Origin of the sequence: Sphaerotilus sp. FB-3, assembly GCF_023706025.1 — a bacterium.
Lineage (GTDB): Bacteria > Pseudomonadota > Gammaproteobacteria > Burkholderiales > Burkholderiaceae_C > Sphaerotilus > Sphaerotilus sulfidivorans.
In genome coordinates, this window is record NZ_BQWE01000005.1 from 47012 (window position 1) to 66052 (window position 19041).

The 19041-nt window shown below is 70.3% G+C and carries 20 protein-coding genes; 8 read left to right on the plus strand and 12 right to left on the minus strand.

Annotation, left to right across the window (positions count from 1 at the left end):
* Positions 1 to 8: 8 nt before the first annotated feature.
* The 9 genes from NFT33_RS01370 to NFT33_RS01410 all read right to left on the minus strand — a co-directional run bounded on the left by NFT33_RS01370 (position 9) and on the right by NFT33_RS01410 (position 8197).
* Entirely contained in the window at positions 9 to 1265 is a 1257-nt protein-coding gene (locus NFT33_RS01370; RefSeq protein ID WP_251672663.1) for a lipopolysaccharide biosynthesis protein, read from the minus strand.
* A gap of 11 nt (positions 1266 to 1276) precedes the next feature.
* The gene (locus tag NFT33_RS01375) at positions 1277 to 2401 is read right to left on the minus strand and encodes a DegT/DnrJ/EryC1/StrS family aminotransferase (RefSeq protein ID WP_251672664.1); all 1125 of its coding nucleotides are present in this window, start codon (positions 2399 to 2401) and stop codon (positions 1277 to 1279) included.
* Between the two features lie 11 nt (positions 2402 to 2412).
* Positions 2413 to 3144 carry a retron system putative HNH endonuclease gene (locus NFT33_RS01380; RefSeq protein ID WP_251672665.1) on the minus strand — a complete coding sequence of 244 codons (732 nt, stop codon included), beginning with the start codon at positions 3142 to 3144 and terminating at the stop codon, positions 2413 to 2415.
* A 3-nt stretch (positions 3145 to 3147) separates the two neighbouring features.
* On the minus strand, positions 3148 to 4374 hold the full coding sequence (locus NFT33_RS01385; RefSeq protein ID WP_251672666.1) for an AAA family ATPase: 1227 nt from the start codon (positions 4372 to 4374) through the stop codon (positions 3148 to 3150).
* A gap of 90 nt (positions 4375 to 4464) precedes the next feature.
* Complete coding sequence (locus NFT33_RS01390; RefSeq protein WP_251672667.1) at positions 4465 to 4737, minus strand: hypothetical protein; 273 nt, start codon at positions 4735 to 4737, stop codon at positions 4465 to 4467.
* Positions 4738 to 4741: 4 nt separating this feature from the next.
* Positions 4742 to 5251 (minus strand): hypothetical protein, encoded by a 510-nt coding sequence (locus NFT33_RS01395; RefSeq protein ID WP_251672668.1) that lies wholly within the window; start codon positions 5249 to 5251, stop codon positions 4742 to 4744.
* On the minus strand, positions 5251 to 6525 hold the full coding sequence (locus NFT33_RS01400) for an AAA family ATPase (RefSeq protein ID WP_220786936.1): 1275 nt from the start codon (positions 6523 to 6525) through the stop codon (positions 5251 to 5253). Before NFT33_RS01400 ends, NFT33_RS01395 begins: the two co-directional genes overlap by 1 nt.
* 3 nt (positions 6526 to 6528) lie before the next feature.
* Entirely contained in the window at positions 6529 to 7113 is a 585-nt protein-coding gene (locus NFT33_RS01405; protein WP_251672669.1) for an acyltransferase, read from the minus strand.
* A 25-nt stretch (positions 7114 to 7138) separates the two neighbouring features.
* A complete protein-coding gene (locus NFT33_RS01410) occupies positions 7139 to 8197 on the minus strand; it encodes a Gfo/Idh/MocA family protein (RefSeq protein ID WP_251672670.1) in 1059 nt (352 codons plus the stop codon).
* A 159-nt stretch (positions 8198 to 8356) separates the two neighbouring features.
* Between NFT33_RS01410 and lysS the strand changes: the two genes are divergently transcribed.
* Together lysS and NFT33_RS01420 are read left to right on the plus strand one after the other, a co-directional pair.
* Positions 8357 to 9862: a lysine--tRNA ligase gene (lysS, locus tag NFT33_RS01415; RefSeq protein ID WP_251672671.1), complete on the plus strand. Its 1506-nt coding sequence runs from the start codon at positions 8357 to 8359 to the stop codon at positions 9860 to 9862.
* A gap of 5 nt (positions 9863 to 9867) precedes the next feature.
* Positions 9868 to 10749, plus strand: coding sequence for an NAD(P)-dependent oxidoreductase (locus tag NFT33_RS01420; RefSeq protein WP_251672672.1), 882 nt, complete (start codon positions 9868 to 9870; stop codon positions 10747 to 10749).
* 31 nt (positions 10750 to 10780) lie between these two features.
* On the opposite strand, the gene NFT33_RS01425 is transcribed toward NFT33_RS01420, so the two are convergent.
* Positions 10781 to 11059, minus strand: coding sequence for a DUF4148 domain-containing protein (locus NFT33_RS01425; RefSeq protein ID WP_251672673.1), 279 nt, complete (start codon positions 11057 to 11059; stop codon positions 10781 to 10783).
* A 235-nt stretch (positions 11060 to 11294) separates the two neighbouring features.
* On the opposite strand from NFT33_RS01425, the gene NFT33_RS01430 reads away from it, so the two are divergent.
* From NFT33_RS01430 to NFT33_RS01455, 6 genes are all read left to right on the plus strand, one after another.
* A complete protein-coding gene (locus NFT33_RS01430) occupies positions 11295 to 11939 on the plus strand; it encodes a pyridoxamine 5'-phosphate oxidase family protein (protein ID WP_251672674.1) in 645 nt (214 codons plus the stop codon).
* A gap of 89 nt (positions 11940 to 12028) precedes the next feature.
* Complete coding sequence (locus tag NFT33_RS01435) at positions 12029 to 12511, plus strand: DUF3429 domain-containing protein (protein WP_246607617.1); 483 nt, start codon at positions 12029 to 12031, stop codon at positions 12509 to 12511.
* Between the two features lie 23 nt (positions 12512 to 12534).
* On the plus strand, positions 12535 to 14274 hold the full coding sequence (locus tag NFT33_RS01440; RefSeq protein ID WP_251672675.1) for a M61 family metallopeptidase: 1740 nt from the start codon (positions 12535 to 12537) through the stop codon (positions 14272 to 14274).
* A gap of 13 nt (positions 14275 to 14287) precedes the next feature.
* Complete coding sequence (locus tag NFT33_RS01445; RefSeq protein ID WP_220786928.1) at positions 14288 to 15493, plus strand: DUF3108 domain-containing protein; 1206 nt, start codon at positions 14288 to 14290, stop codon at positions 15491 to 15493.
* A gap of 83 nt (positions 15494 to 15576) precedes the next feature.
* A complete protein-coding gene (locus tag NFT33_RS01450) occupies positions 15577 to 16383 on the plus strand; it encodes an enoyl-CoA hydratase (RefSeq protein WP_149502289.1) in 807 nt (268 codons plus the stop codon).
* A gap of 228 nt (positions 16384 to 16611) precedes the next feature.
* A complete protein-coding gene (locus NFT33_RS01455) occupies positions 16612 to 17055 on the plus strand; it encodes a CAP domain-containing protein (protein ID WP_180692931.1) in 444 nt (147 codons plus the stop codon).
* 7 nt (positions 17056 to 17062) lie between these two features.
* Here the strand turns inward: NFT33_RS01455 and NFT33_RS01460 are convergent, their stop codons facing one another.
* Positions 17063 to 17812, minus strand: coding sequence for a DsbC family protein (locus tag NFT33_RS01460; protein ID WP_251672676.1), 750 nt, complete (start codon positions 17810 to 17812; stop codon positions 17063 to 17065).
* Positions 17813 to 17869: 57 nt separating this feature from the next.
* A complete protein-coding gene (locus NFT33_RS01465; RefSeq protein WP_251672677.1) occupies positions 17870 to 19036 on the minus strand; it encodes an FAD-dependent monooxygenase in 1167 nt (388 codons plus the stop codon).
* Between the last annotated feature and the right edge of the window lie 5 nt (positions 19037 to 19041).

A 19041-nucleotide genomic window follows, 5' to 3' on the forward strand; every position in this document is an offset into this window, starting at 1 on the left:
CAGGGTGTTCATCGCGGGGTCTCCGCAACCGGCCAGGTGGCCAGCCGCCAGAAGTAGAAGCCGAAGTAGAGCAGCATCGCCAGCGACACCGCCTGGCCGGCGCCCTGCAGCCCGCCCAGATGCAGCCCGAGCGCCAGCGCGCCGACGAAGGCGATCTGCCCGACCAGCGCCAGGCGCAGCGCCCAGCCCTGGGCCTGCCAGGCCATGGTCACCACTGCCAGCGGCGCGGCGACGAAGTGCACGCCGATGTAGGGCGCCAGCACCGCCGCCAGCTCGCCGGCCGGGCGCCATTGCGCGCCGAAGAACCAGCCGAACAGCGCCGGTGCGAGCAGATGCAGCGCCAGCGCCAGCGCGGCGCCGCCGGCCAGCAGCACCGCCATCACCCGGCGCACCATCGTGCGGGCCGCCGGCGTGCTGCCGCCGGCGGCGACCAGCTTCGGATAGAGCGCCTGCGACACCGCGCCGCCCACCAGCGTGGCCGGCGCCTTCAGATAGCGCAGCGACAGCGCCCAGAAGCCGGCTGCCGCCGGCCCGAGCTGGGCGGCGATCAGCGCCACCGCCAGCGTGTCCTGCAGCGCGCCGGCGAAGGCATGCGGGGTGTTGAGCAGCGGGAACTCGCGGTGCCGGCGCGCCATCTCGCGCTCCAGCGTGCGCTCGGGCGCCGGGGTGTGGCGCAGTCCGCCCAGCGGCAGCCGCAGCAGCGCGATCGCGCCCGCCACCGCGGCGATGCTGCCGGTGATCAGCCCGCCCACGCCCCAGTGCAGCCAGCCCAGCAGCAGCTGCACCAGCGTCGTGCCGGTGTGCTGGCTGAAGCGCGCCGCGGCCATGTCGGCGAAGCGCTGCTCGCGCGTGGCCCAGAGCGTGGCCAGCGAGGCCAGGCTGGCGCTGGCCACCGCCGCCGGCAGCGCCAGCCAGCCCAGCTCGTCCTGATGCCAGGCGGCCAGCGCGCCGCCGGGCACGCACAGCAGCGTCAGCGCCATCAGCAGGCGCAAGCACAGCCGGCGCAGCGCCTGGGCCTCGGCCTCGTCGCGGGCCAGCGGCAGCGCGAACTCGTAGCGGCCGCAGCCCAGCACCGCCAGATTGGTCGCCACCGAGGCAAAGAGCTGGAAGCGGCCGAACTCCTCCGGGCTGTAGAGCCGCGTCAGCAGCGGGCCCAGCAGCAGCGGGATGGCCTGGGCCGCGGCGCTGCCCAGCAGCAGCAGCAGGCTGGCGCGCAGCAGTCCGGCCGGGGCCCGACCGGCCGGCGGCGCGGAAGACTCGCTCATCTCGGACCGGCTCAGGCGTCCGCGGCCAGCCCGGCCAGCGCTTCGGCCAGCGCCGCGACGACGCGGTCCTGGTCGGCCTCGGTCAGGTCCGGGCTCATCGGCAGACTCATCACGCGGGCGGCGGCGTCCAGGCTGCCGGGGCAGCAGTCGGGACAGCAGCCGGCGGCGTAGGCCGCCTGGTGGTGCAGCGGCTTCGGGTAGTGCACGGCGGTCGGGATGCCGGCGGCCTGCAGCGCGGCCTGCACCTTGGCCCGCTCCGGCACGAACACGGTGTACTGGCCCCAGACGCAGTCGCGGTCCGGCCGCACGGTCAGCAGGCCGAAGCCGGGATGCTGCGCGGCCAGCGGCGCCAGCAGCGCGTGGTAGCGCGCGCCCAGCTCGCGCCGACGCTGCAGTTCCCACTCGAAGCGCGGCAGCTTGGCCAGCACGACCGCGCACTGGATCGTGTCCATGCGTCCGCCCACGCCGACGCGGGTGTGCGTGTAGCGCGCGCTCTGGCCGTGCACCCGGATCTCGCGCGCGGCCTGGGCCAGCGCGTCGTCGTCGGTGAAGAGCGCGCCGCCGTCGCCGTAGCAGCCCAGCGGCTTGCTCGGGAAGAAGCTGGTGCAGCCGATCGTGCTGGTCGCGCCGCTGCGCCGGCCCTGGTAGGTGGCGCCGAAGCTCTGCGCCGCGTCCTCCACCACCGGCAGGCCGTGGCGCGCGGCGATCGCGTTGATGTCAGTCATGTCGGCGACCTGGCCGTACAGGCTCACCGGCATGATCGCGCGCGTCTTCGGCGTGATCGCCGCCTCGATCAGTCGCGGGTCGATGTTGCAGGTGTCGGGCTCGATGTCGACGAAGACCGGCTGCGCGCCCAGCAGCGCGATCACCTCGGCGGTTGCCGCAAAGGTGAAGGGCGTGGTGATCACCTCGTCGCCCGCCTTCACGCCCAGCGCCATCAGCGCGATCAGCAGCGCCTCGGTGCCGCTGGAGACGGTCACGCAGTGCTTCGTGCCGGCAAACGTCGCCAGCGCGGCCTCGAGCGCCTTCACCTCCGGCCCCATGATGTACTGGCCGTGATCGAGCACGCGATGGATCGCCGCGTCGATGTCGGTCTTCAGCGCGGCGTAGGGGGTCTTGAGGTCGATGAATTGCATGGGCAGTGTGCTCAACGAAAGGCCGCTTCGCAGGCCATCCAGGTGTCAGGTTGTTGGAGACGCAAGTCGGAGAGAGGCTCGACGGTTCGGCTGATCTCGCCGAAACACCAGGGCAGCAGGCCGTGGTCGTCCTCCTCCAGCAGTTCGGCGATGAGTGCCGGTGCGGATCCGCCGGCATCCAGTGCGCGCTCGACCGTCCTTTTCAGGCGCCGAAACGTCTTGCTGTGTCCGACCGTCACTTCCCGGCGGTCCAGTGCCAGCAGGCGTACGGTTTCCAGCCCTTTCGGAGAGCGCTGATCCGATTGGGCATCGTAGCGTGCCTTGATCAGGCCAGACTCCGGCTCGAAGTCCAGGTGTTCCCATGGATCGTCCACGGTCGGGTCGATCAGCAGCGGGGCGCCATTCAGCATCGGAAACTGGTCGCCCTTCTTGCGGTTGCATGTCGTGCAGCACAGCAGCAGGTTCAGCCAGTGGAACGCATGGGTCGGGTAGTGCTTCTTGGGACGGAAATGCTCGATGTCGCAGCCGTGCGAGTCGGTGCAGTACATGCAGCGCCAGTGCGGGCCGCTCATGGTGCGCAATGTGTCCAGCACGCCAGTCAGGGCCTTGCGCTGGCGGGCATTGCGCCACTCGCGTTCGATGTCGAGGGTGCGTTGTTCCTGCGCGTTGTCGGCGCGTTCCTGGCAGCGGGCCAGAAAGGCGCTGGTCCGGGCGGGCAGAGGCGGGCGCGTGAGGCGGCGCATCGCTCAGGGCTCTTCGTCCGGGTTGATGTACTGGCGCAGTCGTTCCAGTTCCACCTGTTCGGCCTGGGTCAACTTGCCGCCTGCGCGCTGCTTGGTGCGCAGGTCCGCAAAGGCCGACCGGGCTTCGACGGCCACGGGCGATCGGGTGTTCTGCAAGCCGAATGCTGCGGAGCGCAGGATCGTGTCCGGCCGCGACGAGATCACCTCCTGATATTCCTCCGCCGTCAGCGCCCGGGCCGGCTCGTCGCTGCCGGGCTCGGGCAGCACGAACAGGCCGTTCGGATCGGCCGCCTGGCAGATCAGCGGGCTGTGGCTGGTGACGATGAACTGGATGTTCGGGAAATGGCGCTTCAGCCAGAAACCGATCTCCCGCTGCCACTCGGGATGCAGATGGGCGTCGATCTCGTCGATCAGCACGACGCCGGCCGGTTTCAGGAACAGCCGCCCCTCGTCATCCCGTCCGGTCAGATCGTCCGTGCCGCAGGCGTTGACCATGTGACGCAGGATGTCGGCGAGCAGGGCCAGCGCAGCGCGGTAGCCGTCGCTCATGTCGGCCCAGGACAGCGCATTTCCCTCGCGGTCCTTCAGCCACAGCCCGTCGGAATCGACCCGATCGACGGTGATCTGATTGGGCAGGAAATCGTCGTTGAGCAGTTCGAGAACGATGGCGAGCGTGGCCTCGGCCTCAGGCTTCTGTTCCAGTCGCTTGTAGTTCAGATTGCGGAGCCAGCGATCAACTTCTACGAGCGATGCCGTTTCCTGGAACAAGGTGACAAACCGTTCGATGACCGGCGCGGTCATCAGGTCGGACATGTCCGGCGCTGCCCGGGAGATTCTGCGAAATGGCCCGTACCCGCAGGAAAACCCATCTATCGGATGCGAATCGAATACACCCATGGCGTCTGGCATGAGAACACCGCCCACTCTTGCAGGGTGCTCGACGATCTCGATGTGTGCCCGATGGCCTGTGCTGCCATGTGCGATGGCGTGTAGCTCGATTCTTCCGTCGCCCGCTCCTGAGCGAACCCAGCCGCGAAAGCTGGGCTGTAGTGCCGCCCGGATGTTTTCTGCGAGGACCAGTGCCATCGCCTTCAGCACCGTGCTCTTGCCCGACCCGTTGTCCCCGGTCAGCACCGTCCAGCCGGCGTACTGTCCCTGGCCGCGGTCGAAGCTGAACTCCAGCTCCCGGAAGCCGCGGATGTTCTCCAGCCGGATCGTGTCGATGTACATGGCGCAGTGGATGAGCGGAGGAAGGCGGAGGAAAAAGGCGCGTGCAGCAGGCGCCCGAGGATTGTTGCAGAGCGCCCCGATCCGACTGGCTCAGGCGGCTCGCCGGCGCCGCCAGCGGCGCACTCCGAGCCCGAGCAGCGCCACGACCCAGGGCAGCAGCGCCAGCAGCAGCGGCGTGCCCCAGTCCATCGCCTGCAGCTCGTCTGCCGAGGGGAAGGGGCTGCCGACGAACTGGTGAAGCCGCTCGCGGTGCCAGCGCTGCCCGGCCAGCGCGAGCTGGGTCTGGGTCCAGAAGGCCAGCGCCAGGGTGGCGGCCAGGATCAGGAGCCGGCGCCATGGGCTGAACACGGTGGCAAGGGGCATGGCGTCAGGGCAGCTCGACTCGTCGCTGAGGAGACGACAGGCCCGCCTTGGCGAGTCGCCGGGCTTCCGCGCTGTGGGGCAGGATGCGGATGGCCCCGGTCATGGCCAGCCAGCGGTAGGCCGAGACCTCGTGTTCGAGACGGCGCAAAGGCTCGAAGGCGGGCTGGTTCAGTTTGTCTTTCAGCCAGGCCAGCTTGTCGAGCATCTTCTGCACTTCTCCTGTGCTGGATGCCGGGTGGGCTTCCAGCCAGACCAGACGTTCCTGGCCCGACTCACCGCGCATGCCGATGCCGTAGTCCCACCGGGCTGCCGTGGGCTCGCTGGCCAGAAGGCAGGCATCCAGATCGACGCTTGCCGTGTGGCGGTGACCTGGCTTCAGCGCCACGCCCGGACGGTATTCACCCTTGACGGCGCTCAGCCCGGGTTGCGGCTCCAGTTCCGCATGGCGGCAGGCGTGCTCGAAGTCGGACGGGGCTTGCCCGGATCGAGCGCTGGCTTGGCGACGGGTGGCCATCAGATCGAGGTTCCGGTGCGGACTGCTGCGCGGTTCACGGCGGTGGCGATGGTGGCGTTCACGCGGGATGAGAAGCCGGTGATGCCGCCCCATTCGGATTCGGCCTGCTCCAGCGCTCCCGGGTCCAGCGCCGAGATGTCCCGGACTGGACTCTGGCGGTCGAAGAAGTAGACACGGTAATCCTTCGACAGGGCGGCTTGAGCCAGTTTCTTGGCGGAGTCCTCTGCCTTCAGGCTGAACAGGTCGCGGATGTCTTTTTCCGTGGCTCCAAGCTGCTTGAACTCCTGTATGGCCCAGATCATTTCCAGCACGACCGGCGAATGGGTCGAAATGACGACCCGATAGCCTCGCCGCATCAATTCCAGAACCAGCAGCAGCACGGCGGAGATGCCTTGGGGGTGCAGGCCCATTTCCGGCTCTTCGAGCACCACCCATTCGATCACCTCGTCCTGGCTTGCGCCTGACATGCGCTGAGGGTTGGGGACTTGGCACAGCCAGTATAGGCCCATCAGCAGCGGCGTGAATTCGCGCTGACCGGCAGACCAAGACAAGAAGCCTAGCGCTTTGGACTGGCCATCCAGCTGCAGCGCCAGACGCTTCGTGAAGTTCGACTCGTCGATCAGTAGCTTGCCACCACCAAAAAGATGCTGGTGGATCGGGGTGCGCAGACTCTTGTTGAGCTTCCGCGGGGAGGGGAACAGTTCTCCCTGGGCACCGAATTCGTTCTGGATCAGGTCATGCACGGCATCGCTAAAAACGCGAAGGGTGTAGGGATCGCCGTAATTGAACTGCCCGAAATTCTGAGACACGCCGCCTGGCAGACTCATGACGCGCTGCGCAGGAATATAAAAAAGCCGTTCGTGCTTGATGCGACTCTTGGGCGCCTTTCCGGGCGAGGCATAGTCCGGCAGGTTGATCTTCTTGCCGTTCCAGGTCAGCGCGGAGGTTTCCGCGTTCCAGGCCCCGGCCATGCCGCCGCCAAAATAGCCTTCCAAGAAGGCTTCGGCCCTTCCTGCCACATTGACGTTGTGATGGCGGAAGGTGTCGTGAATGTGATCGCGGTCGATCAGCAGCTTGAGTGTTTGTAGAAAGATGCTTTTGCCAGTAGCCTGCGGGCCGACGATCACGGTCAGGTCGCCGAAGGTCACATCGGCCGACAGGATCGGCCCAAGATGCTCGATTTGCAGGCGAGGAGCGGCCGCCGGTCTGGTGACGCGAGCCCGCTTGCTCGTGATGGCAGGCGCTGCTTGTGGGTTTAGGGAGTCGTTCGTCATCCGTCACTCCACCATGATCACCACGTCGCCGACGAGCCGATACCGCTCCCCCGTCGCCGGACAGCTGGCCTCGCCCTCGCCGCGCACCGGCAGGCCCAGGCGTTCGCCGTGGCGGCTCATCCAGCCGATGCGCCTGGCCGGCACGCCGACCATCAGCGCGAAGGCCGGCACGTCGCGGTTGACCACGCTGCCGGCGCCGATGAAGGCGTGTTCGCCCACCGTGGTGCCGCAGACGATCGTGCAGTTGGCGCCCAGCGTGGCGCCGCGCTTCACGACGGTGCGCAGGTATTCGCTCTTGCGCGACACCGCCGCGCGCGGGTTGTAGACGTTGGTGAAGACGACGCTGGGGCCGCAGAACACGTCGTCCTCCAGCGTCACCGCGTCGTAGACCGACACGTTGTTCTGGATCTTCACGCCCGAGCCGATGACCACGTCGTTGCCGACGAAGACGTTCTGGCCGAGCGAGCAGTTCTCGCCGATGCGCGCGCCGGCGCAGACGTGGCTGAAGTGCCAGACCCGGGTGCCGGGCCCGAGCTGGGCGCCGTCGTCGATGATCGCGGTGTCGTGGTGCCAGGCGGGTGCGTCCATGTCGGTTCTCCGGATCGAGGGGGGATCAGAACACCAGCGGCAGGCCGACGCGCACGCCGTCGCGCGCCGAGCGGTAGGCGGCGATCAGCACCTCCAGCGAGCGCAGGCCGCTGTAGCCGTCGACCTCGGCATGGGCCTCGCCGCGCAGCGTGTCGATGACGTTGGCGTAGTAGAGCGGGTGGCCGAAGCCGTAGACCGAGGTGGTGGCGTAGCTGGCGGCCTTGATCTGCTCGTCTTCGGGGCGGGGCGTGTCGAACTCCCAGTGCTGGATGTCGTTCACCGCCACGCCGCCGATGCGCACCGTGCCGCGCTCGCCCAGCACCGTGATCGAGCCCTCGAGGTTCTTCGGGTAGGTCAGCATCGTCACGTTGATGCTGGCGAGTCCCCCGGCGCGCAGGCGCAGGCTCATCACGCCCGAATCCTCGGCCTCGATGTCGCGGCCCTGCGTCGCGGTGTAGGCATGCACGTTGTCGACCGGGCCGACCAGCCAGTCGACCATGTCCACGTAATGGCTGGCCTGGTTCATGAAGGCGCCGCCGTCCATGTCCCAGCGGCCGCGCCACGGCGCTTCGTCGTAGTAGCTCTGCGGCCGGGTCCAGAAGACGTTGACCGTGACCATGTGGATGCGGCCGAAGCGCTTGTCGTCGATCGCCTTCTTGAGCAGCTGCATCGTCGCGTTCAGGCGGTTCTGCTTGACGACGAAGAGCTTCACGCCGGCGTCGCGGCACTCGCGCACCATCGCCATGCCCTCGTCCCACTTGGTGGCCATCGGCTTTTCGGAGAGCACATGGCGGCCGGCGCGCGCGGCGCGGATCGCTTGCTGCGGATGCAGGCCGCTGGGCGTGGTCAGCACGACGATGTCGGCATCGACTTCAGCCAGCATCGCCTCCAGCGAGGTGAAGGCGCGTGCGCCGGTCTGCGCGGCGGCGGCCGCGGCGCGTTCGGGCAGCCTGTCGCAGACGGCCACCAGCTCGGCGCGGTCGGCATGCTGCGCCAGCGCGCCGAAATGGTTCTTCGCGATGCGGCCGCAGCCCACCAGGGCGAAGCGGATCTTGCGGTCGGTGATGGGGAAGGCGACGGTCATGGTGGCAAAACAGGCGGCAGAGGCGCCGCGAAGGGGCGGCGGGGCGGTCGATCGATTTTAGGCGGCGGCCCGGGCGGGCCTAGAATCGCCGCGAAATCCTTCCCTCCACACGACACCCGCCTGCCGCGCCCGCCGCGGCCGGGCCGAGCCGAGCCGACGATGAGCCACGCCGCCCCCACTCCCGTTCCCGCCGACGACAACCAGCTGATCGCCGAACGCCGCGAGAAACTCAGCCAGATCCGCGCCCAGGGCGTCGCCTTCCCGAACGACTTCAAGCCGCGTGACCACGCCGCCGACCTGCTGGCCGCCGCCGAAGGCCGTGACAACGAGGCGCTGGAGGCCGCGCCGATCAGCGCCTGCATCGGTGGCCGCATGATGCTCAAGCGCGTCATGGGCAAGGCCTGCTTCGCCACGCTGCAGGACGGCACCGGCCGCATCCAGCTCTACATCACCCAGGACAATGTCGGCCCCGAGAAGCTGGCCGACTTCAAGCGCTGGGACCTGGGCGACATCCTCGGCGCCGAGGGCACGCTCTTCCGCACCAAGACCGGCGAGCTGTCGATCAAGGTCACCTCGATCCGCCTGCTGACCAAGGCGCTGCGCCCGCTGCCCGACAAGTTCCACGGCATGACCGACCAGGAACAGAAGTACCGCCAGCGCTATGTCGACCTGATCACCGACGACGCCGCGCGCGCGCGCTTCCGCGCCCGCTCCAAGGCGGTGTCGAGCATCCGCGAGTTCATGATCGACAACGGCTTCCTCGAGGTCGAGACGCCGATGCTGCATCCGATCCCGGGCGGCGCCAACGCCAAGCCCTTCATCACGCACCACAACGCGCTCGACCAGGAGATGTTCCTGCGCATCGCGCCGGAGCTGTATCTGAAGCGCCTGCTGGTCGGCGGCTTCGAGCGCGTGTTCGAGATCAACCGCAACTTCCGCAACGAAGGCATCTCGGTCCGGCACAACCCGGAATTCACGATGATGGAGTTCTATGCGGCGTACTGGAACCATCATGACCTGATGGACTTCACCGAGAACCTGCTGCGCCAGGCCGCGATCGCCGCCACCGGCGCAGCCCGCGTGACCTACGCCGGCAAGGAAGTCCACCTCGACGAGCCCTTCGCCCGCCTGTCGGTGCGCGACTCGCTGGTGGTGCACGCCGGCCTCTCGCCAGCCGAGGCCGACGACGCCGACGCGATCCACGCCAGGCTGAAGTCGCTCGGCGAGGAGCCGCCGAAGCACTGGGGCCTGTCGCAGCTGCAGTTCGGCCTGTTCGAGGCAGCGGTCGAGGAGAAGCTCTGGCAGCCGACCTTCATCATCGACTATCCGGTCGAGGTCTCGCCGCTGGCGCGGGCGTCGGACACCAACCCGACGATCACCGAGCGCTTCGAGCTGTTCATCACCGGCCGCGAGTACGGCAACGGCTTCTCCGAGCTGAACGACGCCGAGGACCAGGCCGCGCGCTTCCAGTCGCAGGTCGCCAACAAGGAGGCCGGCGACGACGAGGCCATGTTCTTTGATGCCGACTTCATCCGCGCGCTGGAATACGGCATGCCGCCGGCCGGCGGCTGCGGCATCGGCATCGACCGCCTGATCATGCTGCTGACCGACTCGCCCAGCATCCGCGACGTGATCCTGTTCCCGGCGCTGCGCCGCGAGGGCTGAGTCGCGTGGACATCGGCGTCATCGGCATCGGCAACATCGGCCTGGGGCTGGCGCAGCGCCTGATCGATCGCGGCCACGGCGTCAACGTGCGCGACCTGCGCAAGGTGCCCGAGCGCATCGCCGCGAAGTCGGGCGCGCGGGTGCTGCCGACGCCGGCGGCGGTGGCCGAGTCCTGCGAGCTGCTGATCATCGCGGTGGTCGACGCGGCGCAGGTCGACGAGGTGCTGTGCGGCCCGGGCGGCGTGCTGTCGGCGCCGCCGGTCGACGTGATGATCTGCAGCACCATCGCGCCGGCCGAGGTCGAGCGCTTCGCGCGGCTGGTGCGCGCGCGCGGCGCCGAGCTGCTGGACGCGCCGGTCTCCGGCGGTCCGCTCAAGGCGCGCAACGGCACGCTCAGCCTGATGCTGGCCTGCGCCGAGGCGGCGCGGCTGCGGCACTCCGCGGTGCTGGCCGATCTGGCCGGCTGCACTTTCCTGGTCAGCGACAAGCCTGGCGACGCGGCCCGGGTCAAGCTGATCAACAACCTGCTGGCCGGCGTGCATCTGGTGGCGGGCGCCGCGGCGCTGGCCACCGGCGAGCGCATGGGGCTGGACCCGCGCCTGCTGCAGCAGGTGATCTCGGCCAGCTCGGGGCAATCCTGGATCACCGACGACCGGATGCCGCGAGCGCTCGACGGCGACCATGCGCCGCGCGCGCACATGCAGATCCTGACGAAGGATCTGACGCTGGCGCTGCAGATGCTGCAGGCCGCCGGCGAGCGTTCGCCCTTCGGCGAGGCGGCGCTGGCGGCCTTTCGCACCGCCTGCTCGACCGGTCTGGCCGAGCATGACGACGGTGCGGTGCTGGAGCTGTTCCGGCGTCGGCAGCTGGCCGCGCCGGGCGGATGAGCGACGACGCCGTCGCTCAGCCTGGCTGGAATCAGCGCAGCGTCGGCGTGCTGCCGGCGGTGCTGCGCGCCTTGGCGGCCGGTCGCACCCGCACCGCGGCGGGCTCGTCGGCATGCAGACGCTCGAACTCGCCGCTGGCCTGGGCCTCGCGCAGCTCGGCGATCACTTCGGCGCGGTTCTTCGGCGTTCCGACATGTTCATGCTCGAAACTGCGCGGGCTCTCGTCGGCCAGGGCGGCACCCGACAGCGTCGCGGCGGCCAGCAGGGCGATCAGGGCGGGCAGGGTCTTGGTGGTCTTGGTGGGGGTCATGGTGGGTCTTCCTTCGTGAGTGCTGTCCATGTCCGTGACTGTATTGAGATGAAATACGTTTATAAATCGCTAAATATTCAATGAAACATTCCTGATAAATAAACAATTGAGCCGGGAATTTCTGGAATTCCTTGAGCCATGCGTCCGGCGCTTGCCGGACACTGTCCATTGCTGTTGGCAGCGTCGGGGGGCCGTGGATGCCGTATCCCGCGGCGGCGCTGCCTGGAGTCGATCGATGAATGCCACATCCCTGTCCGGACCGACGCTGGAGGAGCTGGGTGCCACGCTGTGGCGCGAGCTGGCTGGCGCCGCTCAGGACCGCGCCCATGAATGGCGCCAGCCGGTGCTGGCCACCGTCTGTCCGGAGTTCGGGCCGCAGGCGCGCACCGTGGTGCTGCGCGAGGTCGATGTCGCCTCGCGCACGCTGCTGCTCTACACCGACGCCCGCTCGCCCAAGGTGGCGCAGTTGCAGGCCGATCCGCGTGCGCAGCTGCTGTGCTGGTCGCGGACGCTGGGCTGGCAGCTGCGGCTGGGCGGGCGCATCCTGGTCAGCACCGAAGGGCTGTACGTGACCTCGCGCTGGGCGCTGCTGCGCCATACCCGCGCCGCGCAGGACTATCTCTCGCCGCTGAGCCCGGGCCAGCCCTTCGACGACAGCGGCGCGAAGACCGATGGCGATGTCGAGGGCGAGGGCGAGGGCGAGGGCGAGGGCGAGGCCGAAGCGTCGCTCGACCGTTCGCGCGGCCAGCGCGCGCACTTCGCGGTGATGCGCCTGCGGGTCGAGCGCATGGACTGGCTGTCCCTGGATCCGCAGGGGCATCGCCGTGCGGTGTTCGATGCGCGCGACGCCGCACTGTCCGGACGCTGGTGCGCGCCCTGAGGATCAGCCCGGCGGCGTGCGCGTCCGCGCTGCTGCGGTGACAATCCGGCATCGCGCCCTGCGGCGCCCTTGTCTTGCCGAGATCCACCGTGTCCGCCTCGCCCCTGCTGCCTGTCGATCCTCCGCCGTCGCTGCCCGCGCGGCTGCCTGCCGCGCCTGACGAGCTGGCGCTGCGCCTGGGCTATGCCGGGCTGCTGCCCTTCGGCTTCGGGGCGCTGCTGTCGATGGTGGTGCGTGCCGATGTGCAGCCCTATGTGCTGCTGTCGCTGGCGGTCTATGCCGGCATCATCGTGTCCTTCCTGGGCGGCATTCACTGGGCGCTGGCGATGCTGGTGCTGGCGGTGCCGCACCGCCGGTTGTGGACCGGCGTCACGCTGTCGCTGCTGGCCTGGGTGTCGGTGGTGATGCCGCCGGCCTCCGGGCTGGTGATCCAGGCGGTGCTGCTGATCGCCTGCTATCTGATCGACCGGCGGGTCTATCCCGCCGCCGGCCTGTCGAAATGGCTGACGCTGCGTTTCCGGCTCACCGCGGTGGCTGCGCTGAGCTGCTTCCTGGCCGCAGCCCAGGCCTGATCTCCGAACCGACCGCGCCCCGCATGATCCGACTTCATCTGGAGATCGACGATCTCCGCAGCCACCATTACCGCGTCACGATGACGCTGCCGCATCCGGCCCCGCGCCAGCGCCTGTCGCTGCCGGCGTGGATTCCGGGCAGCTATCTGGTGCGCGAATTCGCCCGTCACCTGAGCGGGCTGAAGGCCAGCCAGGGCCGCCGCGAGGTGGCGCTGACGCAGATCGACAAGCACACCTGGGAGGCCGACTGCAGCGGCCGCGGCGCGCTGACGCTGAGCTGGCGGGTCTACGCCTTCGACAGCTCGGTGCGCTGCGCCTGGCTGGACGCGCAGCGCGGCTTCTTCAACGGCACCGGCGTCTTCCTGCGTGCCGAGGGCCGCGAGGCCGACGAGCACCGGGTCACGCTGGGCGCCCTGCCCGAGGGCTGGCAGGTGGCCACCGGCCTGCCCGAGGTGGCGCCGGGCGAGTGGTCGGCGCCCGACTACGACGCGCTGATCGACCATCCCTTCGAGCTGGGCGCCTTCTGGCGCGGCCGCTTCACCGCCTGCGGCACCGAGCATGAGTTCGTCGTCGCAGGCGCCCTGCCGGGTTTCGACGGCGAGCGCCTGCTGGCCGACACCAAGAAGATCTGCGAGGCGCAGATCCGCTTCTGGCACGGCCGCGACGACGGGTGCGACCCGCCGCCCTTCGAGCGCTATGTCTTCATGCTCAACGCCACCGACGACGGCTACGGCGGCCTGGAGCACCGCAACAGCACCGCGCTGATCTGCACCCGCCGCGACCTGCCGCGCCGCGGCGACGCCAGCAGCGCCGACGGCTATGTCACGCTGCTGGGCCTGATCAGCCACGAGTATTTCCACACCTGGAACGTCAAGCGCCTGAAGCCGCGCGAGTTCGCCGCCTACGAGCTGCAGCGCGAGAACTACACGCGGCTGCTGTGGTTCTTCGAGGGCTTCACCAGCTACTACGACGACCTGTTCCTGGTGCGCACCGGCCTGATCGACGAGGCGCGCTATCTGCGCCTGGTCGCGCGCACCGCCAACCAGGTGCTGGGCACGCCGGGCCGGCGGGTGCAGAGCGCCGCGGCCGCCAGCTTCGACGCCTGGGTCAAGTACTACCGCCCGGACGAGAACAGCGCCAACGCCACCGTCAGCTACTACACCAAGGGCGCGCAGATCGCGCTGTGCCTGGACCTGACGCTGCGCGCGGCCGGGCGCGGCTCGCTCGACGAGGTGATGCGCGAGCTGTGGCGCGCCAGCGGCGGCGGCCCCATCGGCGAGGACGACATCCTGGCCGCGCTGCGCCGGGTGGGCCGGCGCGACTTCGCGCCCGAGATCGCCGCCTGGGTGCACGGCACGGACGAGCTGCCGCTGGCCGAGCTGCTGCCCGCGCTGGGCGTCGACCTGCGCCGCGAGCGCCCGCTGCTGCAGCAGCGCCTGGGCGCGCGGCTCAACGAGGCGACCGCCGGGCTGAAGGTGCAGTCGGTGCTGGCGGGCGGGCTCGCCGAGGCCGCCGGCCTGTCGGCCGGCGACGAGATCCTGGCGCTGGGCGACTGGCGTGTCGTCAAGCCGGAAGACCTCACGCTCTACGGCGCCTTCGAGCAGCCGCTGCCGCTGCTGGTGGCGCGTGACCGCCGGCTGCTGCACCTGACGCTGCCGCAGGGGCGCGAGGTCGAGGGTGCGGTGGCGCTGTCGCTGCAGGGCAAGCCGGCGGCCGCGGTGCGTCGCCGCCGCGGGGCGTGGCTGACTCGCGCCGGCGCCTGAGCCGCGCGCACCGATGCGCAGGCTGAGGCTGCTGGCGGCGCTGGGCGCGGCGGTCCTGGGCCTGCATGCGCTGCTGCTGGTCTGGTTCGGCGAGCGCCTGCGGGCGTCGACCGCGCCGGATCCGGCGATCGAGCGCCTGTCGGCGGTCTACACCCGCGAGATCGCCCAGAGCCTGCCGCCGGTGGCTGCTGCCGCCGCCGCACCCCGGTCGGCCGCCCGCCCGCAGGCGGCGCCGGACGCGCCAGCCGCACCTGCGCCGCAGCCTGATCGGCCTGAGCCGCTGGAGCCGCCCGAAGCACCGGCCTCCGCGCCGCTGCTGGCCGATGCCGCCGAGATCAGCGTGTCCGCCGAGCCCCCGCCGGCCTCGGCCGGACCGCAGTCGCCCGACTTCGATCCGCTGGCCGCGCCGGGCAGCGTCGCGGCGGCTCCGCCGGGGGCCGTGGTCACGGCTGCGGCTGGAGCGAGCGCGCCGGCCGCGGCGGCGTCCGGCCCGGCCTTCGAGTGGCCGGCCTCGACCCGGCTGCGCTACACGCTGACCGGCTGGTACCAGGGCGAGGTGCACGGCGAGGCCCAGGTCGAGTGGCTGCGCTCGGGCGAACGCTACCAGGTCCATCTCGAGGTCTCGGTCGGGCCGAGCCTGGCGCCGCTGATGTCGCGGCGCATGAGCAGCGAGGGCCGCATCACGCCCGAGGGCCTGCGCCCGCAGCGCTACGAGCAGGAGACGCGCCAGATCGTCGGCCGCGACCGGCGGGTGCTGATGAGCCTGGACGGCGAGGGCGTGCAGCTGGCCGACGGCCGGCGCATGCCGGCACGTGCCGACGTGCAGGACAGCGCCAGCCAGTTCATCCAGATGGTCTGGCTGTTCTCGACCCGGCCCGAGCTGCGCCAGCCCGGCCAGCAGATCGAGTTCGACCTGGCGCTGCCGCACCGGGTGCGGCGCTGGGTCTACGAGGTCGGCGCCCGGGTGCCGGTGAACACGCCGCTGGGCCCGCTCGAGACGCTGCATGTGCGGCCGGTGCCGATCACCACCGCGCTGCCCGAGGCCGCGGCCGAGGCGGTGCGCCGTGGCGGCAGCCTGCTCAGCGCGCAGATCTGGTATGCGCCGACGCTGCAGATGCTGCCGGTGCGCATCCGCATCGAGCAGGACACCAGCACCTGGCTCGATCTGCAGCTGTCGGAGGTGCCGCGGCAGGCGGGTTCGCCCGCAGCGACAAAATAGAACGGTCGTTCTATAGTCTCGCCTGCTGCGGTGCAGCATGGTGCTGTACCGTTCCCCGTCCCCCTCGCTCAGGATCTCCCGCCATGACCGAACGCACCTACGAGAACATTCTTGTCGAGACCCGCCCGGGCAGCGGCGCCCAGGCGCTGTCCTACGGCTGGATCACGCTGAACCGGCCCAAGGCGCTCAACGCGCTCAACGATGGCCTGATGGACGAGCTGGGCGAGGCGCTGCTGGCCTTCGATGCCGACGACTCGATCGCCTGCGTGGTGGTCACCGGCAGTGAGAAGGCCTTTGCCGCCGGCGCCGACATCTCGGTCATGCATCCGTTCGACTTCCCGAACGCCTTCCGCAAGGGCCTGATCTCGCGCAACTGGGACACCATCCGCCAGGTGCGCAAGCCGATCATCGCGGCGGTCTCGGGCTTCGCGCTGGGCGGCGGCTGCGAGGTGGCGATGGCCTGCGACTTCATCATCGCGGCCGACAACGCGAAGTTCGGCCAGCCGGAAATCAAGCTGGGCATCATTCCCGGCGCCGGCGGCACGCAGCGCCTGCCGCGTGCGGTGGGCAAGAGCAAGGCGATGGACCTGGCGCTGACCGGCCGCATGATGGACGCGGCCGAGGCCGAGCGCGCCGGCCTGGTCTCGCGGGTCGTGCCGCTGGCCGAGCTGCATGCCGAGGCCGCGAAGGCCGCCGAGGCGATGTGCGGCTACTCGCTGCTGGCGCTGATGGCGACCAAGGAAAGCGTCGATCGCGCCTTCGAGTCGCCGCTGTCGGAAGGCCTGCTGTTCGAGCGCCGGCTGTTCCACGCGCTGTTCTCCAGCGCCGACCAGAAGGAGGGCATGGGCGCCTTCCTCGAGAAGCGCGCACCGGGCTTCACCCACCGCTGAACCGGCGGTTCGACGCGGCGCGCCGTGGTACGGCACGGTGCGGCGCTTTTTCGGCGATTGAAATGATAAATCCGTCACTATAGTGGCGGCTTTTGTCCTGCCGATCCGCCGGAGGTGCGATCGGCCTCGCCGAGGTCTGCCGTGCTGTCGCGCTTTCTTCCTGCCCTGGTCCTGCTGTCCGCTTCGTGCTTGCCGGCCGTGGCGGCACCTTCTGCCGGCGAACGCGCCGTGCTGCCGTCCGAGGCCCGCCAGGCGATGCTGCAGCGCCACAACGAGTGGCGCCTGCATGCCGGGGTTCGGCCGCTGACCTGGTCGGACGAGATGGCGCGTGCGGCCGGGCAGTGGGCGCTGCAGCTCGAGCGCGGTCGCGGCCAGCCCTGCGAGGCCCAGCCCAGTCCGGACCTGCACATCGGCGAGAACATGTACTGGTCCAGCGCCTACCGCTGGAAGGATGGCCGCACCGCGCTGCAGCCGCTGGACCCGGCCTATGTCGTCGACCAGTGGGCGCAGCAGGGCGCCGATCTGGATCCCGAGACGCGCCAGTGCCGGCCGGGCCGGGTCTGCAGCCACTACCAGCAGCTGGTCGCGCCGTCGGCGCGCGAGGTCGGCTGCGCGCGGCTGGTCTGCCCGGCGCTCGATCAGGTCTGGATCTGCCAGTACCGGCTCGGCTGAGCCGGCTTCAGGACCTGGCCAGCGCCGCCAGCCGTTTCTCGATCTCGGCGGCGGGAATCGCGCCGGGCGCGCGGGTGCCGTCCTCGAAGACGATCGCCGGCGTGCCGTTGACCTTGTGCTTGCGCGCCAGCGCCGCGTTGCGCTCGATCGCCGAGGCGTCGCACTGGCCCATCACCCGCGGCGGGGCGACGCCGTCGACCATCCAGCCGCGCCAGGCGGCGGTGCTGTCCTTGGCGCACCAGATCGAGCGGGCCTTGTCGGCCGAGTCGCCGCCCAGGATCGGGATGACGAAGTTGTAGACCGTCACGTCCTTCACGTTGATCAGGTCCTTTTCCAGCCGCTTGCAGTAGCCGCAGTTCGGGTCGCCGAAGACGGCGATGCGGCGCTTGCCGTTGCCGTTCTTCCAGACGATGGCGTCCTTCAGCGGCAGCGAGGCGAAGTCGATCGCGGTCAGCTTGTCGATGCGCTCCTGCGTCAGGTCCTTGCGGGTGGCGGTGTCGATGATCGAGCCCTGGATCAGGTAGGCGCCCTTGGCATCGGTGTACATCACCTCGGTGCCGAGGCGCAGCTCCCACAGGCCGGCCACCGGCGCCGGGCGCACCTCGTCGATCTTCGGCAGGTTCTGGAAGCGCTCGGCCAGGGTCTTGCGGATGACGTTCTCGTCGGCCCGTGCGGCCGGCGCGGCCGCGAGCAGGGCCAGCGCCAGGGCGCCGAGGCCGGTGGCGAAGGCGGGGAAAGCAGGGCGCGGCAGCTTCATGGAGGGTCCTTGGTGGGATCGGTGCGGGGAGAGGCCAGAGGGTAGAGGGCCGGGAGGTCAGGCGTCGAGCGCCCGGGCGGTCAGCCAGCGCTTGAGCGGGCCGAGCTGCTGGACCAGAGTCATTCCGTGGTTGCGCAGTTCCCTGAGCGGCGGCGCGGGCTGCGCGAACAGGTGCAGCAGGCCGTCGGTCAGCCGGCTCATCGCCAGCGTCGGCACGCTGCGCTCGCGGGCGTAGCGGCGCAGCAGGCGCTCGTCGCCGAGCGGGCGCCACGGTGCGGTGCGCCGCGCCTCGACCAGCACCTGCGCCAGCACCCGCACATCGGCCAGCCCCAGGTTCAGGCCCTGGCCGGCCAGCGGATGCACCGCATGCGCCGCATCGCCCAGCAGCACCCAGCCGGGGCCGCACCAGCGCGAGGCCTGACCGACCCGCAGCGGCCAGGCCGCGCGCGGCGACACCGGCTCGAGCCGGCCGGCAGCGCCGCCGGTGGCCTCCTGCAGCCGTGCGGCGAATTCGGCGTCGGACAGCGCCATCACCTGCTCGGCCTCGTCCTGCGGCAGCGACCAGACCAGGCCGTAGCCGTGGCCGGCCTGCGGCCGGTCGAAGGGCAGCAGCGCCAGGATGTCCGGATGGCGGAACCACTGCCGCGCCACGCCGTGGTGCGGCCGGTCGCTGAGCAGCCGCGCCGCCACGCCCAGGTGGCCGTAGGCGAAGGCCTCGAAGCCGGCGCCCAGCGCCTCGCGGGTGGCGGAGTCGCGGCCCTCGCAGATGGCGGTCAGCGCCGCCGGCGCGGGCTGCGTCAGCCGCTGCACATGCGGCGCGAAGCGCAGCGCCTCGCCGAGCACCTGCTCGAGCGCGGCGGCGTCGACGATCCAGGCCAGTTCGGCCACGCCCTGCTGCCAGGCGCTGAATTCCAGCGCGCCGCCGTCATCGCCGCGGATCTGCATGTCGCTCACCGCGGTGCGCGCGTCCTCGGGCAGCGCGTCCCAGACCCGCAGCTCGCGCAGCAGCGCCACCGCGCCGGCATTGAGCGCATAGGTGCGCACATCGGGCGCCGCATCGCGCCGGGGCGGGGCGGCCAGCAGGCCGACCTTCAGGCCCTCGCGCGACAGCGCCAGCGCCAGGCTGGTGCCGACCGGGCCGCCGCCGCGGATCAGCACATCGAGCGTCGAGGCGGAGGAGTGTCCGGAGCCGGCCGGACTGGAGGCGAAGGGAGGCACGAGCATGATGG